Consider the following 15,821-nt stretch of genomic DNA (forward strand, 5'->3'; position numbering starts at 1 on the left):
CGAACTTGCCCGCCCCGTGCCCCGCCATGACCCCGCACCGAACCACCTCCACCGCTCCCACTGACGAACCCAGCACCGTGCGGCCCGCCACCCGACGTCCCGCACCGTGCGGCCCGCCACCCGACGTCCCGCCACCCGAACCCGCCACCTGCACCCCGAAGCCCGTCTGCCGGACGCGATCCGGGCCTCCAGGCCGACCGGACCGACCACCCGCCTGTCGCGACGTCACCCGGTCCCGATAGTGTCGGAACGTGAGCAACGAGGCATTCGACGACCGCTACGAGCTGCGCGAGTTCGCGCCCGGGACGGACGACAAGGGGGCACCGAACGCCGAGACGGCAGCGTGGATGCAGGCCGTCGGGATGGGCTTCCACGAAGCCGACCCCGACGCCGAGGGCGCAGCCCGCATGGCGTCGCACTTCATCGCCGACGAAGAGACGTTCCTCGGGGTCTACGTCCGCGAGCCGTTCCCGGGGTCCGTCGACGAGACGTGGCCGGCCGGCACCTTCACGTGGTTCCGCAAGGCGCTGAGCTGGGGTGACGGGTCCTCCGTCGACACCCAGGCGATCTCCGCGGTCACCGTCCGCCCGACCGAGCGTCGCCGCGGCATCCTGCGCCGCATGATGACGCACGCGCTCGAGCGCGGGGTCGCCGAGGGCTACGCCGTCGCGTCGCTGACCGCGTCCGAGGGCACCATCTACCGCCGCTTCGGCTTCGGCTGCGCCATCCGCGAGCGCGCCGTGCACGTGCGCCGCGAGCGCGCGCTGCCCCTGCTCGCCCCGACCTCCGGCACGGTGTCGGTCGTCACGCCGCAGTGGCTGGCCGACGGCCCGGGCAAGGCGGTCTTCGACCGGTTCCACGTCCGCACCCCGGGCTCGATGGTCCGCAACACCGGCACCTGGCCGGTCGCGTTCGGCCTGCTCGGGCACGACGGGCAGAAGGCGAAGGACGTCCGTGCGGCGGTGCACCGTCCCGACGGCTCCGACGAGATCGACGGCTACGTGACCTGGCGCGTCAAGGAGGACCGCGGTTCCGACACCGCGCTCGAGATCGTCGACCTGGTCTACGCGGACGACCAGGCCTACACCGCCCTGTGGGAGTTCCTGCTCTCGGTCGACCTCAACGACGTCGTGAAGTACAACCGCTCACGCCTCGACGACCCCATCGTCGCGTCGCTCGGCGACAACCGTGCGTACGACGTCGACCACGAAGAGGACCACGTCTGGCTGCGCGTGCTCGACGTGCCGGCGGTGCTGGCCTCGCGGCCGTTCGCCGTCGACGGGTCGCTGACACTCGGGGTCACCGACGCGCTCGGCTTCACCACCGGTACGTACCGCCTCGACGTCCAGGAGGCCCGTGGCACCGTCACGCGCATCGCCGACGACGTCGACGTGGCCGGGTCCGACGTCCAGCTCGACGTCGCGGAGCTCGGTGCGCTGCTGATCGGCTCGGTCTCCCCCGTCACGTTGGCCGCAGCGGGGCTCGTCCGCGCTGCGGACCCGGCGTCGGTGGAGCTGCTCCGGGCGATGTTGCTGCCGCCGCGGACGCCGCACGGCATCACGTACTTCTGATGGACGTCGCCCGCGTGGTGGGGCGCGCACGTCAGGTCGTCTCCGTCCTGGCGTCCCCCACCCTGCGAGCGGCGGTGCTCGGCGGGAGCCCCGTCGATGACCGCACCCGGGCAGCGATCGACTCGTTCGACTGGCTCACCGACGACGGTCCCGACGCGTCAGTGCTCGGCCGGACGTCACGCGAGCTCCAGCGACTGCAGTCGCCGGCCGCGGTGCTCGAGTTCGACCGGATCGAGCGGATGCCGGTGAAGGACGTCGAACGACATGCGCTGTCCGTCCGGATCGTGGACCTCGTGTTCGAGCGACTCGGACCGGACCGAGCTGTGCCGGAGGCCGTCCTGAACGCGGCCATCGGCATGTTCGCGACCGATGTCTCCGTCGTGCGCCGGGATGCCGTGGACCTCGGCGTCCTGACGCGCACCGACGACGGTTCGGTCTACCGGATGATGCGTCGTCTAGCTCCGCGCGGTGCGAGGTAGGTCACTCGGTGCGAGGTTGTTCCCCCGCACGGGGTGATCAACCTCGCACCGGGCGCCTCTCCTCGGGCATCCGGCGCTCCCCGCTCGCCGCCCCGGGCACCCCAGCGGGTAGTCTCCGCGGCATGACGGACGACACGGTCGCCGACTGGCTCCTCGACTCGGACCCGGCGCTGCGATGGCAGGTGGAACGGGACCTGGTCGGTGCCCCGGCCCCGACGTGGGAGGCCACCCGCGCGCGGGTCGCGACCGAGGGGATCGGCGCAGCGCTCCTCGCGCACCAGGACCCGGACGGGCAGTGGGCCGGCGGGTCCTACTTCCCCGCCGACTTCGACCCGGACGGACCCGAAGCGGAACAGGGCCAGCCGTACACGGCGACGACGTGGTCGCTCAACACGCTGCGCGACTGGGGGCTCGACGCCGCTGTGCTCGGGGACACCGCCGCGCGCCTCGCCCAGAACAGTCGGTGGGACTACGACGACCTGCCGTACTGGGGCGGCGAAGTGGACTGCTGCATCAACGCCTTCACGCTCGCCAACGGCACCTGGCTCGGCGCGGACGTGGACGACATCGCCGAGTGGATGCTCGAGCACCAGCTCGCCGACGGTGGCTGGAACTGCGAGTGGGTCGAAGGGTCGACCGTGTCGTCGTTCCACTCGACCCTCAACGTGCTCGACGGGCTGCTGCAGCACGAGCAGCTGTCCGAGGGATCGCACCCGCGCGCCACGGAGCTCCGCGCCGCCCGACACCGCGGAGCCGAGTACCTGCTCGAACGGCGGCTGCTGTACCGGAAGTCCGACGGCGAGCTCGTCGGCTCCTGGGTGCACCGTTTCGCGTACCCGTCGCGATGGATCTACACCGCGCTCCGGGCGACCGATCACCTGCGGGCGGCCGGGTTGCAGGACGGGACCCCGCCGGACCCACGTGCTGCCGAGGCGATCGAGCTCGTCCGGGCGGCTCGCAACGCCGACGGCACCTGGACCCAAGGTGAACGTGCACCAGGGCGGCAGTGGTTCGAGGTCGACGTCCCGGCGGGCGAACGCTCGAAGTGGCTCACCCTGATGGGGACGCGGGTCCTGCGGTGGTGGGACGGCGCGGCAACGGCCGGCTGACCTCGCACGGTGCGAGGGGCGAGCGCTCTGGTGCGAGGTTCCCGATTCCGTGGCAGGCGGATGCGCTCGCACGGAGTACAGAACCTCGCACCACAACAGCGGCGGGGGCACCGGACCTCGCACGGTGCGAGGCTCGGCACGAGCGGCCGCGCCCCTACGCCCGGCGCCGCACCCGCGGGTCGACGAACGCGTAGACCACGTCCACGATCACGTTCGCCGTGACGATCAGCAGTGCCGAGAACAGCGTGAAGCCGACGACCACCTGCAGGTCGAGCGTGTGCACCGCGTCGATGAGCAGTGCGCCGAGGCCCTGCATCGAGAACACCTTCTCGGTGATGACCGCACCACCGAGCAGCGACCCGAGGTCGAGCCCGAACAGCGTCACGACGGGCAGGATCGCCGTCCGGAGCCCGTGCCGCACGACGACCTGGCGCTCGCGCAGCCCCTTGGCCCGGGCGGTCCGGACGAAGTCCTGCGACATCGACTCGAGCATCTCGCCACGGGTCAACCGGGCGTAGATCGCAGCGCTGATGAAGGCCAGCACGCACCACGGCAGGATCAGGTGGGTGAACCAGCCGACCGGGTCGTCACCGAAGGCCACGTAGCCGCTCGTCGGCAGGATCCCCAGCACGAACCCGAACAGCAGGATGCCGAGCAGCCCGACCAGGTACGCCGGGGACGAGACACCCGCGACCGCGACCGTCATCACGGCCCGGTCGACGAAGGTGCCGCGGCGCAGCGCTGACACGGTGCCGCCGAACACCCCGGCGACGAGCCACAGGACGGCGGCGCCCACGGCGATCGAAGCGGTGACGGGCAGGCGCGCCAGGATCAGCTCGGTGACGCTCTCGTGCAGCTGGAACGAGTACCCGAAGCACGGCGCCGCGCACTCGATGACGCTGTTGCCGCTGCCGAACGTCCGGCCGGTGAAGATGCCGGCCAGGTAGGCGCCGAACTGCGCGAGCCAGGGCTTGTCGGTGCCGAGGAACGCCTGGACCTCTCGCAGCCGGTCGGGGGTGCAGGGCTTGTCGCAGATCGCTCGGGCCGGGTTGGTCGGCAGGAGCATGAAGAGCGCGTACGTGATGGCCGCGACGACGAGCAACACGACGGCGGCCCCGAGCACGCGGATCGCGAGGAACCGCAGGGTGGCGGCGTTCACGCGGTGCCCCCTCGCGGATCGAGGGCGTCGCGCAGGGCGTCACCGAGCACGTTGAAGGCGAGGGTGATGAGGAACAGTGCGGCTCCGGGGAACACGAGGTACATGGGATCGGTCTGCACCCAGCCGATGGCGTCGCCGATGCTGCGACCCCACGACGGCGTCGGCGGGTTGACGCCGACGGCCAGGAACGAGAGCGCGGCCTCGGCACCGATCATCGACGGGATCGAGATGGTGGCGTACACGGTGATCGTCGCGGCGAGGTTCGGCAGCAGCTGCGTGCGGATGACGTGCCACCGCCCGGCGCCCATCGCGGTGGAGGCGACGACGTAGTTGCGGCTGACGAGCGACAACGTCTGCCCCCGCACGACACGGGCGACGGCCGGCCAGCCGAAGAACCCGATGACGAGCACGACGAGCACGGGCTTCGGGAACGACGACGGCACGATCGCGGTGAGGGCGATCATGAACACGAGCGACGGGAACCCGAAGATCACGTCGACGACCCGCGAGAGCACCCGGTCGTACCAGCCGCCGAAGAACCCGGTCGTGACGCCGACGAGCACGCCGATGACGATCGACACCAGGGTCGCGGCGAGTCCGATGCCGAGCGAGGTCCGCGCACCGTACGTGACGATCGAGAACAGGTCACGCCCGGTCAGGGGCTCGACACCGAACCAGTGCTCGCCGCTGATGCCGCCGCCGGCACCCCGGGGTGCACCGAACGAGTTGAGCGCGTCGATGTCGTACGAGTACGGGTCCTGCCCGGACGCCTTCGCGATGAGCGGGGCCGCCACGGCGACCACCAGGAACACCGCGATCACGACGGCCGAGGCCACCGCCCAGCGGTCCTGCCGGACACGTCGCACCACGGCCCGGAAGCCGGTGGTCCGGCCGGACGGTGCGATCGGTCGGTCGACGACGTTGGCCGTCACGAGGCCACTCCTTCCCACGCGCGCCACGCCTCGCGGCGAGCGGCCTGTCGCACGGGATCGGCGACGGGCGCTGCGGCGAGGAGCATGCGCGTGTAGTCCTGGTGCGGGTCGTCGAGCACGGCGTCGGTGCTCCCCCGCTCGACGACCCGGCCGTCGCGCAGCACGATCACCTGGTCGGCGAGCTGGCGGACGACGGCGAGGTCGTGGCTGATGAGCAGCATGCCGAAGCCGAACTCCCGCTGCAGTCCGGCGAGCAGGTCGAGCACGGCGGCCTGCACCGTCACGTCGAGTGCCGAGGTCGGTTCGTCGGCGATGACGAGTGCCGGCCGCAGCGCGAGCGCACGTGCGACGGCGACGCGCTGCCGCTGGCCGCCGGACAGCTGGTGCGGGAACCGCTCGGCCCACGTCGGATCGAGCTGCACGGCGGTCAGCAGTTCACGGACCCGTTCGGCCCGGTCCGCAGCGGAGTCGGTGCCGTGCACGAGCAGCGGTTCCGCGATGCTCCAGCCGATGGTCTGCCGCGGGTTGAGCGACGACGCCGGGTCCTGGAACACGATGCCGACCCGACTGCGCAGCTCACGCAGTCGTCGTCCGCGAGCGGTGCGCAGGTCGCTGCCGTCCACCTCGACCGAGCCTGCGACGACGGGCACCAGCCCCGCGAGCGCGCGCCCGATCGTGGACTTGCCGGAACCGGATTCGCCCACCAGGCCGACGGTCTCGCCGGCGTGCAGGTCGAGGTCGATGCCGGACACGGTCGGTCCGCCTCGGCGCGAGTACCGCACGGCGACGTCGCGCAGGCGCGCGACGGGCGGCCTGGGCCCACGCCGCCGGTTCCGGTCCGACGCGCCAGCGGCGGACCGGCCGTGCCGGTGGGGAGAGGCGCGACTCGCGTCCGCCTCGCCGCTCACCGCAGCGGTCTTCGCGCTGGCCGACACCTCACGCGCGCCCGGAGCCGTGAGCTGTCGGTGGGCGCGTGAGCTCGGCTCGTCGGAGCCGCCACGGGCCTCCAGGCTGGGGACGGCCGCGAGGAGCTCGCGCGTGTAGTCGGCGTTCGGGTGGGCGAAGACCTCGGCGACGGTCCCGTGCTCGACCGGGTCCCCGCGGCGCAGCACCAGCAGGTCGTCGGCGACGTCCGCGACCACGCCCATGTCGTGGGTGATGAGCAGCACGGCGAGGGAACGCTCGCGGCCGAGCCGCCGCAGCAGGTCGAGGATGCCGGCCTGCACGGTGACGTCGAGCGCGGTCGTGGGCTCGTCGGCGAAGAGTGCGACCGGGTCACCGGCCAGGGCCATCGCGATCATCGCGCGCTGGAGCTGCCCGCCGGACAGCTCGTGCGGGTAGGCCTTGCGGATGCGCTCCGGGTCGGTGAGCCCGGCGTCACGGAGCAGTTCGTCGACGCGTGCCCGGACCCCGGCGCGGTCGAGCCCGGTCGGGTGAGCCCGGACGGCCTCGGCGATCTGCGTGCCGATCGAGAGGACCGGCGTGAACGAGTTCATCGGCTCCTGGAACACCACGCCGATGCCCGCACCCCGGACGGCGCGGACCGTCTCGACGGGAGCACCGATGAGTTCCTCGCCACGGAACCGGGCGCTGCCCGACACCGAGGCCTGCGGCGGCAGGAGCCCGAGCACGCTCATGGCGCTGACGGACTTGCCCGAGCCGGACTCCCCCACCAGGGCGAGGACCCGGCCGGGCGTCAGGTCGAAGGAGACGTCACGGACGACGGGCTCCGCGTCGCCGAACGCGACGCGGAGCCCCTCGACCTGCAGGATCGGTTCGGTCACTGCTCGAGCGAGACCTTGAGGTAGTTCGGGTACGCGGGGAAGTCCGCGATCTGGAAGTTCTGCACGTTCGAGCCGGCGAGGAAGGACTGCTTCGCGTAGATCAGCGGCACGACCGGGGCGTCGGCCATGATCTTCTGGTCCGCCTGGGCCCAGAGCTTCTGCGCGTCGTCCTGGTCGACCGTGGAGCTGGCCTTCGCGATGAGGGCGTCGACCTCGGGGTTGCTGTACTTCGAGACGTTGTAGCCACCGCCACCGATCTGCGACGAGTCGTAGAGGGGCTGCAGGTTGGCGTTCGCGCTCGGGAAGTCCGGCTGCCAGCTCGACAGCGACAGGTCGAAGTCGGTGCCGTTGGTGGTCGCCTGGGTGAAGGAGTCGTAGTCGAGCGGCTTGAGCGTCACCGCGATGCCGGCACGCTTCAGGCCGGACTGCAGCGCCTGGGCCTGGGCGAGGTAGGTCGGGTCGTTCTGGGTGACCAGGGTCAGCTTGAGGTTGCTGACGCCGGCCTCCTTGAGCAGCTGCTTCGCCTTGTCGACGTCGCCGGTGGCCTTCGTCTTGTACAGGTCGTAGTCCTGGCGCCCGGCGATGCCCGGGGTGATGAGCGTCGAGGCGTACGAACCGGCGATCGCGCCGCCGGCGGCGATCCGGAAGGACTTGCGGTCGACCGCGTACTGCAGGGCCTGGCGGACCTTGAGGTCCTTGAGCTCACCGCGCTGCGTGTTGATCGCCATGTAGCTGATCGGGCCGGCCTTCGAGGTGGCGAGGCGGTCCTGGGCGGCCGGGTTGCTGCGCACCTGATTGAGCTCGGCGGCACCCAGGTAGATGGCGCCGAACGAGTTCTTGGCGTCCCCGTTGTCCGCGATCAGCGTCTGCGTCACCGTGGACTGGTCCTGGCTCTCCTTGAAGACGATCTTCGACGGGCCGGCGGTGCGGACCTCGTCGGTCTTCGCGCTCCAGTTCTTGTTGCGGACGAGCGTGACCTGCGAGCCCTGCGTGTTCGACTGCACCTGGTACGGACCGGACGCGACCGGTTTGAGGTCGTAGGCGCCGGTGTCCTTGCCGTCACCCTCGGGCACCGGGGTGAACGCGGGCATCGACGCGAGCCACGGCCAGTCGCCGTACGCGTCGTTCAGCTTGAAGACGATGGTCTTGTCGTTCGGGGTCTCGATGCTGTCGAGCGACTTGCCGTCGAACGGGCCCTTGTAGTCGGCACCGCCCACCAGGAGCGACTTGTGGTAGCTCAGGCCACCGCTCAGCGTCGGCGCGAACGAGCGCTCGATGCCCCACTTGATGTCCTTCGTGGTGATCGGCGTGCCGTCCTGGAACTCGACGCCGTCCTTCAGCGTGTAGGTCCAGGTCTTGCCGTCGTCGCTCGAGACCCCGGTGTTGGTCGCCAGGTCGGGGACGACCTTCGCCGTCTTGCCCGGCTCGACGTCCCACGTGGTGAGCCGTCGGGCGACGAGGCCCAGCGACGTGATGCCGAGGCTCTGGCTGGTCGCGGGGTCGAGGTGGAACGAGGTCTGCGGCGTCAGGATGTTGAGCGTGCCGCCCTTGGCCGTGCCCTCGGCTCCGTCGTCGGACGAACCCCCACCCGAGCAGCCGGTCAGGACCAGGGCTGCTGCTGTGGCGACGGCCGCGGTGATCGTCAGGCGGTTGGGGCGTCTCATGACGGTGCTGCTCCTCGGGGAAGGGGGTCGCGATCGCGGTGGCGGTCGCTGCGACGGCGGAACGGTTCACCCGCCGGGCGGCGTCCATCCTGACACCGCGACGGTGGCCCGTCCGAATCTCGCGCGCCTCGGACGACGCACGACGAAACATTGCAAGCGCCGGACGCCGTCCCGCTATTCCCGATGCGTTCGCACCGCCGAGCGTCAGCGGTCGAAGAGCCCCCCGAGGAAGTCGTTGCCGAGGTTCGACGCCTGCTCACCGAGCCCGGAGGCTTGCTCCCCGAGGCCCGCTGCCTGCTCGCCGAAGCCGCCGAGCAGCTGCTCGCCCTGACCGAAGAGTCCCTCGACGCCACCGCCGAGGTCACCGAGCCCGAGGTCGCCCATGCCCGACGCGATGCCCTCGAAGTCGACGCCGAGGTCTGCCGCCCCTGCCAGGACCGGACCGGCGGCAGCGCTGAGCACCGCTCCCCCGGCCACCGCGGCGGCGAGGCCACCGAACGCCATCGCGCCGGCGCCGACCGCTGCACCGCCGGCGAAGGCGCCACCACGGCCGCGGCCGTTGCCGTTGCCGTTGCCGTTGCCCGAGCGGCCGGAACCGCCGAGGACCCGTCGGACCAGACCCGGACGCGACATCTCACCGCGGGTCATCGCACGGGCCATGCCGCCAGCCGAGTCGTCGCGCAGGTGCTCGTGGGGCGGGAGCTCGGAGTTCAGGCGGTCGCGGACCTGCTGGCGCTGCGCGGGGGTGAGCCGCGCGAAGGCGTCGTGGTGGACCTGTTCGAGTTGCTCCGGCGACGAGGTGCGGAGCAGATAGTCGTACTTCGCCAGGGCGACCTTGTCGGCGTCGGCCCCGTGCTGCGGCGTGCCGGCGTGCTGCTGCGGCTGCTGGCCGTACTGCTGCGGCTGGCCGTACTGCTGCGGCTGGCCGTACTGCTGCGGCTGGCCGTACTGCTGCTGCTGGCCGTACTGCTGCTGCGGCTGCTGGCTCCGGTCGTCACCGGTCAGCTTGTCCGCGGCGCTCCGCACGATGCCACGCCAGTCGGTTCCGCCCTGCTCCGATCCGGCGCCGGGCGCGGTTCCCCCCTGCCCACGCTTCTGGAGCTGCTTGTCGATGACCTTCGAGGCCATGCCGATGATGCGGTTGAGGTTCGCCATGACCCGACCTTTGCGTCCTCACATGTGAACGCCCGGCGCTGCTCCGGTGCGACACCCGGACAACGCATCCCGATCCCCTGGGAACCGGCGCGGCTCAGGTCAGCATGCGCGCGAGGAACGCGTTGCGGAACCGCCCCGTGGGGTCGAGGTCACGGGCGAGTGCGGCGAAGTCGGACAGCCGCGGGTACGCCTCGTGCAGCCGCTCGGCACTGGCCGCGGAGACCTTGCCCCAGTGCGGCCGCGGGTCGAACGGTGCCAGGACGTCCTCGATCCGGGCAACCGCCGCGGCCACGGCGGCGGCGTCGCGACGGAACGTGAAGTGCAGACCCACCGACTGTCGACCGGACGACGGCGCGAGCCACGCGGTGTCGGCCGCGATGGTGCGGACCTCAGCGGCGATGAGGATCGGGGCGAACAACGACGCCAGCGGTCGGAGCACCTCGAGCGCCGCCACCGCCGAGGCAGCGGGGATCAGGTACTCCGCCTGGATCTCGGCCCCGGTCGACGGGGTGAACGAGGACCGGAAGTGCGGCAGTCGCTCCGACCACGGCCCCGGCACGCCGCCCTGCTCGGTGACCCCGGCAGGGTCGTTCTCGCCCGGATGTACCGGACCCGAGGCCGCTCGGGCCCCCAGGGCCACGAGGTCGACGGTCGGAGCGGCCTCGTCGACACGGTGCTTGACCCAGACCTGCCGGGCACCGCGGTCGTCGAACGAGGTGAACATCGACACCGAGTACGCATCGGACATCACCTGGTCGAACTGCGCGGCGACGGCATCCCACGGCAGGTCGAGGTGCACCGTCGTGGCGACCTGGAACGTCGGCTCGATCGCGAGCTCCACTGCGGTGACGACGCCGAGCGCGCCGATCCCGACCCGGTGGGCGTCGAGCAGCCCGTCCGGCGACGAGGCGTCGACGTGCGCGATCTCACCGGAGGCGCGGACGACGTCGAGGCCGACCACCGCCTGCGCGAGCGACGAGTTCCGCACACCCGAGCCGTGCGTCCCCGTGGCGACGGCCCCGGCCGTGGAGATGTGCGGCAGGGACGCGAGGTTCCCGAGTGCCCAGCCACGGGCCTCCAGGCCGGCCGCGACCTGGCTGTGCGTCATGCCAGCGGCGACCCGCACGACGCGACGCGACGTGTCGATGTCGAGCACCGGCGGCAGGTCCGACAACGACACCTGGACAGCGTCGGTGTCGGCGATGGTGTTGAACGAGTGTCGCGACCCGAGCGCCGTCAGGCGCGGCGTCGAGGCGACGAGCTGCTGGAGCTCGTCCACCGACGTCGGCCGGGCCAGCGCCGAGGCGCGGTAGGTGACGTTGCCCGCCCAGTTGGTGCGGGTGCGCTCGGCCGCGATCACGTCGTCCATCGTGGGTCCTGACTCCTCTAGAAGCCGCGGTCGAGACGGTGCCACGTCTGCTGGAGACGCAGCTCGTCGCGGAACCCGCGTGCGGTGGTGTGTTCGTCGATCACCAGGAACTCGGTGCCGACCATGGTCGCGAAGTCCTCGACGACCTGTAGGCCGACCGCCGTCGTCATCACGGTGTGGTGGGCGGCGCCGGCGGTGAGCCAGGCCTCGGCGGCGACGGGGAACGACGGCCGGGGTTCCCAGACCGCGCGGCCCACGGGCAGCTTCGGCAGGGCCTCGGTCGGGGGCACGACGTCGACGACGTTCGCGGTGAGGCGGAAGCCGTCCCGGGTGTCGGACAGCGCGACGACGACGGCCTCGCCGGAGTCGGCGGTGAAGACCAGGCGGACCGGGTCGTCCTTGCCGCCGATGCCGAGCGGGTGGATCTCGAGCGTCGGCTTCGTGGTGGTGAGCGTCGGCGAGACCTCGAGCATGTGTGCCCCGAGGATCTTCTCGGCGCCCGGGGTGAGGTCGTACGTGTAGTCCTCCATCAGGGAGGCACCACCGGGCAGGCCGGCACCGGCGACGTTCATCGCGCGGACCAGGACCGCCGTCTTCCAGTCACCCTCGGCACCGAAGCCGTAGCCGTCGGCCATCAGGCGCTGCACCGCCAGACCCGGCAGCTGCTTGAGCGAGCCGAGGTCCTCGAAGTTCGTGGTGAACGCGGCGCTGCCGTTCTGCGCGAGCAGGGTGCGGAGGCCGATCTCGATGGCGGCACCGTCGCGGAGTGCGGCGTGCCGCTCGCCGCCGGAGCTGCGGAGTGACGGGTCCACGTCGTAGTCGCGCTCGTACGTCGCCACGAGCGCGTCGACCGCTGCCGTGTCCGCTGCTGCGGCGTCCACCGCTGCCGCGAGCTCGTTGACGGCCCACGTGTTGACCTGCACGCCGAGCTCGATCTCGGCCTCGGTCTTGTCGCCCTCGGTGACGGCGACGTAGCGCATGTTGTCGCCGAAGCGGGTCAGCTTCAGCTCACGGACGGCCGCGGCGCCGGCGGCGGCCCGGGTCCAGTTCGCGACACGCTGCTGGACGCGGGGGTCCGAGACGTGGCCGACGGCCGTGGCGTGCCGGACGCCGAGGCGGGCCAGGGCGTAGCCGAACTCACGGTCGCCGTGCGCGGCCTGGTTGAGGTTCATGAAGTCGAAGTCGATGTCCGCCCAGGGCAGCGTGACGTTCGCCTGCGTGTGCAGGTGCAGCAGCGGCTTGGTCAGCGCCTGCAGGCCGCCGATCCACATCTTGGCCGGGCTGAACGTGTGCATCCACGTGGTGACACCGATGACCTTGTCGTCGGCGCTCGCCTCGATGAGCGCCCGCCGGATGCCGTCGGCGTCCTTGAGCACGGGCTTCCAGACCAGCTTCACCGGCAGGTGTCCGGCGAGCTCCGCGTGGACGGCCTTGCTCTGCTCCTCGACCTGGCGCAGGGTCTCCTCGCCGTACAGCCCCTGGGAGCCGGTGAGGAACCAGACCTCGTAGCTGTCGAGCGTGGCCTGGGGGTCGACGGTGGTGTCCTGCGTCATCGCATGGCTCCTTCGGGGTTCTGTCCGTAGACGTTCTGGTAGCGATCGAAGAGTCGATCGATGTCTGCTTCGGGGATCGGGACGACCTCGCCGCCCTGCTTTGCGATGTGGACGGTCCGTGCCACGTCCTCGCACATCACGGCCGCCTTGACGGCGTCCTTGGCGTCCTTGCCGATCGTGAAGACGCCGTGGTTCTGCATCAGGACCGCGCGGCTGCGGTGGCCGCTCAGGGTGTCGACGATCCCGTGACCGATCGAGTCGTCGCCGATGATCGCGAACGGGCCGACCGGGATGGGTCCGCCGAACTCGTCCGCCATCGCCGTGATCACGCACGGGATCGCCTCGGCGCGGGCGGCCCAGGCGGTCGCGTACGTCGAGTGGGTGTGCACGACACCGCCGACCGCGGGCATGTTCCGGTACACGTAGGCGTGCGCGGCGGTGTCGCTGGACGGGCCGTGCTCGTTGCCCCAGCCCTCGGCCGGCACGCCATCGAGGGTGCAGACGACCTGGTTCTCGGGCGTCAGGTCGTCGCTCGACACCCCGCTCGGCTTGATGACGAACAGGTCCGTGCCGGGCACGCGCTCGGAGACGTTGCCGCCGGTCCAGATCACGAGGCCGTAGCGGACGAGTTCGCCGTGCAGGCGCGCGACGCGCTCCCGTGTCGTCGCCACCGCCTGGCGTGTGGTCTCGTCGATCGCGTCCGTCATCGGGTCACTTCCTCTGTCTGGAGGCGCGGGTCGGCGCCGTCGGTCTGCTCGGTCGGTCCTGTGGTCGCGCTGGGGCGGGTCGCCGCCGCGGCGACGTCCTGCACGGGCAGTGCGGCCCGGTAGCGGTCCAGGTACGTCTGGAACCCGGCGACGTCCGCCGGCTCGGGTTCGGCCACGTGCACGGTGTCCCCGCCGAACACGGTGTCCGACAGGTAGTCGGCGAGCTGCTGGTCGGTGTGCTCGAGGTAGGCGGCCAGCACCGCGATCCCCCACGCGCCGCCCTCGCCCGCGGTCTCCTCGAGCGCGATCGGCACGCGCAACGCCGCCGCGAGGAGCCGCTGCGGGCTGCCGGGTGTGCGGAAGAGCCCGCCGTGCGCGGTCATCCGGTCCACCTGCACCTGTTCGCCGTGCAGGACGTCCATGCCGATGGCCAACGTCGCGAAGGCGCCGTGCACCTCGGAGCGCACCAGGTTGCCGAGGGTGAAGCGTGCACCGGGGGTGCGGAGCAGCAGGGGCCGACCGTCCTCGACGTGGGTGACGGGTTCGCCGGCCAGGTAGTTGAAGGAGAGCAGGCCGCCGGCGTCGGGGTCGGTGTCGTCGGCGACGGCCTCGGCGAGCAGCGTGGCGTAGACGTCGTCGATGCCGATCGGCGTCGCGCCGGTCCGCTCGCTCGAGGCCTCGGCGAAGCGTCCGAACACCCGGGCCCAGCTCGCGATCTCGCTCGCGCCGTTGTTGCAGTGCACCATCGCCACGGCGTCGCCGGCCGGGGTGGTGACGACGTCGAGTTCCTCGTGCGCGGTGGTCAGCGGCTGCTCGAGCACGACCATCGCGAAGATGCTCGTGCCGACGCTGACGTTGCCGGTGCGCGGGGCGACGGCGTTCGTCGCGACCATGCCGGTTCCGGCGTCGCCCTCGGGCGGGCAGAGCGGTGCGCCGGCTTCGAGTGTGCCGGTCGGGTCGAGCCAGGTCGCGCCCTCGGGGGTCAGCTCACCGGCTTCCGCGCCGGCGACGAGGACCTCGGGCAGCAGGGACCGCAGGTCCGGCACGCCGATCAGGTCCTGCGCGGTGGCGAGCATGGCGTGGTCGAAGTCCTTCGCGCCCGGGTCGCCGGGGCCGCTGTCGACGGGGCCGCCCTCGATCGGGAACATGCCGCTCGCGTCTCCGACGCCCAGGACGTTCCGCCCGGTCAGGCGTCGGTGCACGTAGCCCGCCAGGGTCGTGACACCGGCGATCTCGGCCACGTGCGGCTCGTCGTCGAGGACCGCCTGGTACAGGTGGGCGATCGACCACCGCAGCGGGATGTTGAACCCGAGGGCCTCGCTGAGCCGTTCGGCCGCGGGGCCGGTCGAGGTGTTGCGCCAGGTGCGGAACGGCACGAGCAGCTCGCCCGCGGCGTCGAACGCCAGGTAGCCGTGCATCATCGCGCTCACGCCCACGGCTCGGTACGTGGTGGGGGTGACGCCGTACTGCGTCTCGACGTCGGCCACCAGGGCGGCGTAGGCGGCCTGGAGTCCGGTCTCGACGGCCTCGAGCGAGTAGGTCCAGCGGCCGTCGACGTACTCGTTCTCCCACTCGTGGGAACCGGCCGCGATGGGCACGAGGTCCTCGTCCACCAGGCAGGCCTTGATGCGGGTGGAGCCGAGCTCGATCCCCAGTGTGGTGCGGCCGTCCACGATCCGCTGTCGGCGGTCGTCACCCATGCGTTCCTCCAGAACCTCGTCGTCCCCAGTGAGCGCTCACATCCTGGCACGTGAGCGCTCACTCGTGCAACGCCGCGGCGCGCCGCCGGTGCGCCCGTCCCGCCAGCGGTCGAAACACCCCGCTCAGTTCCCCCGACCGGTCACGAACCGTCGTCCAGCGCATCGGCAGCCGACCATTCCTGACCACTCGACGCCCCGCGCGCGACGGGTCGTGACCGCGCGACGCACGAGGTCGGCGACGACGTGCGACCACCGCAACACCGCTCCCGCGCAAGTCCCGACCACCGGCCACCCCACACCCGCGCAAGTCCCGACCACTCGCCGCCCCGCACCCGCGCAAGTCCCGACCACCGGACGGCCCACACCCGCGCACGTCCCGACCACCGACTCTCCGAACCCGCGACACCCCGAACTGCGGCGCTCGGGACGGTCACGACACCCCGCTGCCTCCCCTCCGCGCGGTCGCGAACTGTCGGCTGGAGGTGCGCCGGGCGACGAGTCGTGACCGCTCGACCACGGCAGACGGGGTGTTGTGACCGCTCGACCACGAGCACCAGCACGAGCACCAGCACCAGCGCCGCCGAGGTCGCACGACACGCCGCGACCCGTCCGCCGAGGTCGCACGAACTGCCGCCGGAC

Annotated in this window: 12 protein-coding genes; 3 read left to right on the forward strand and 9 right to left on the reverse strand. The window is 71.7% G+C overall.

What is annotated here, in order from left to right; all coding sequences use genetic code 11:
• The first annotated feature begins 251 nt into the window (after positions 1-251).
• The 3 genes from DEJ20_RS14000 (at position 252) to DEJ20_RS14010 (ending at position 3,159) form a co-directional block, all read left to right on the forward strand.
• Complete coding sequence (locus DEJ20_RS14000) at positions 252-1,571, forward strand: GNAT family N-acetyltransferase (RefSeq protein ID WP_111235841.1); 1,320 nt, start codon at positions 252-254, stop codon at positions 1,569-1,571.
• Entirely contained in the window at positions 1,571-2,050 is a 480-nt protein-coding gene (locus DEJ20_RS14005; RefSeq protein ID WP_111235840.1) for a DUF2087 domain-containing protein, read from the forward strand. The genes DEJ20_RS14000 and DEJ20_RS14005 overlap by 1 nt, the downstream gene beginning before the upstream one ends.
• Positions 2,051-2,172: 122 nt before the next feature.
• Positions 2,173-3,159 carry a squalene cyclase gene (locus DEJ20_RS14010; RefSeq protein ID WP_111235839.1) on the forward strand — a complete coding sequence of 329 codons (987 nt, stop codon included), beginning with the start codon at positions 2,173-2,175 and terminating at the stop codon, positions 3,157-3,159.
• Positions 3,160-3,313: 154 nt separating this feature from the next.
• Here DEJ20_RS14010 and DEJ20_RS14015 read toward each other — a convergent pair whose 3' ends face one another.
• The 9 genes from DEJ20_RS14015 to DEJ20_RS14055 form a co-directional block, all read right to left on the reverse strand.
• The gene (locus DEJ20_RS14015) at positions 3,314-4,318 is read right to left on the reverse strand and encodes an ABC transporter permease (protein WP_027466175.1); all 1,005 of its coding nucleotides are present in this window, start codon (positions 4,316-4,318) and stop codon (positions 3,314-3,316) included.
• Positions 4,315-5,250 carry an ABC transporter permease gene (locus DEJ20_RS14020; RefSeq protein ID WP_111235838.1) on the reverse strand — a complete coding sequence of 312 codons (936 nt, stop codon included), beginning with the start codon at positions 5,248-5,250 and terminating at the stop codon, positions 4,315-4,317. The genes DEJ20_RS14015 and DEJ20_RS14020 overlap by 4 nt, the downstream gene beginning before the upstream one ends.
• Positions 5,247-7,034: a dipeptide ABC transporter ATP-binding protein gene (locus DEJ20_RS14025; RefSeq protein ID WP_111235837.1), complete on the reverse strand. Its 1,788-nt coding sequence runs from the start codon at positions 7,032-7,034 to the stop codon at positions 5,247-5,249. Before DEJ20_RS14025 ends, DEJ20_RS14020 begins: the two co-directional genes overlap by 4 nt.
• The gene (locus tag DEJ20_RS14030) at positions 7,031-8,698 is read right to left on the reverse strand and encodes an ABC transporter substrate-binding protein (RefSeq protein WP_111235836.1); all 1,668 of its coding nucleotides are present in this window, start codon (positions 8,696-8,698) and stop codon (positions 7,031-7,033) included. Before DEJ20_RS14030 ends, DEJ20_RS14025 begins: the two co-directional genes overlap by 4 nt.
• 204 nt (positions 8,699-8,902) lie before the next feature.
• The gene (locus tag DEJ20_RS14035) at positions 8,903-9,853 is read right to left on the reverse strand and encodes a cation-transporting ATPase (RefSeq protein ID WP_258377202.1); all 951 of its coding nucleotides are present in this window, start codon (positions 9,851-9,853) and stop codon (positions 8,903-8,905) included.
• 94 nt (positions 9,854-9,947) lie between these two features.
• The gene (locus DEJ20_RS14040; protein WP_111235835.1) at positions 9,948-11,222 is read right to left on the reverse strand and encodes an FAD-binding protein; all 1,275 of its coding nucleotides are present in this window, start codon (positions 11,220-11,222) and stop codon (positions 9,948-9,950) included.
• 17 nt (positions 11,223-11,239) lie between these two features.
• Positions 11,240-12,775 carry an L-arabinose isomerase gene (araA, locus tag DEJ20_RS14045; RefSeq protein ID WP_111235834.1) on the reverse strand — a complete coding sequence of 512 codons (1,536 nt, stop codon included), beginning with the start codon at positions 12,773-12,775 and terminating at the stop codon, positions 11,240-11,242.
• A complete protein-coding gene (locus tag DEJ20_RS14050) occupies positions 12,772-13,482 on the reverse strand; it encodes an L-ribulose-5-phosphate 4-epimerase (RefSeq protein ID WP_111235833.1) in 711 nt (236 codons plus the stop codon). The genes araA and DEJ20_RS14050 overlap by 4 nt, the downstream gene beginning before the upstream one ends.
• Positions 13,479-15,182: a xylulokinase gene (locus DEJ20_RS14055; RefSeq protein WP_111235832.1), complete on the reverse strand. Its 1,704-nt coding sequence runs from the start codon at positions 15,180-15,182 to the stop codon at positions 13,479-13,481. Before DEJ20_RS14055 ends, DEJ20_RS14050 begins: the two co-directional genes overlap by 4 nt.
• Between the last annotated feature and the right edge of the window lie 639 nt (positions 15,183-15,821).

Origin of the sequence: Curtobacterium sp. MCSS17_005 (genome assembly GCF_003234225.2) — a bacterium.
In the GTDB taxonomy this organism is placed as follows: domain Bacteria; phylum Actinomycetota; class Actinomycetes; order Actinomycetales; family Microbacteriaceae; genus Curtobacterium; species Curtobacterium flaccumfaciens.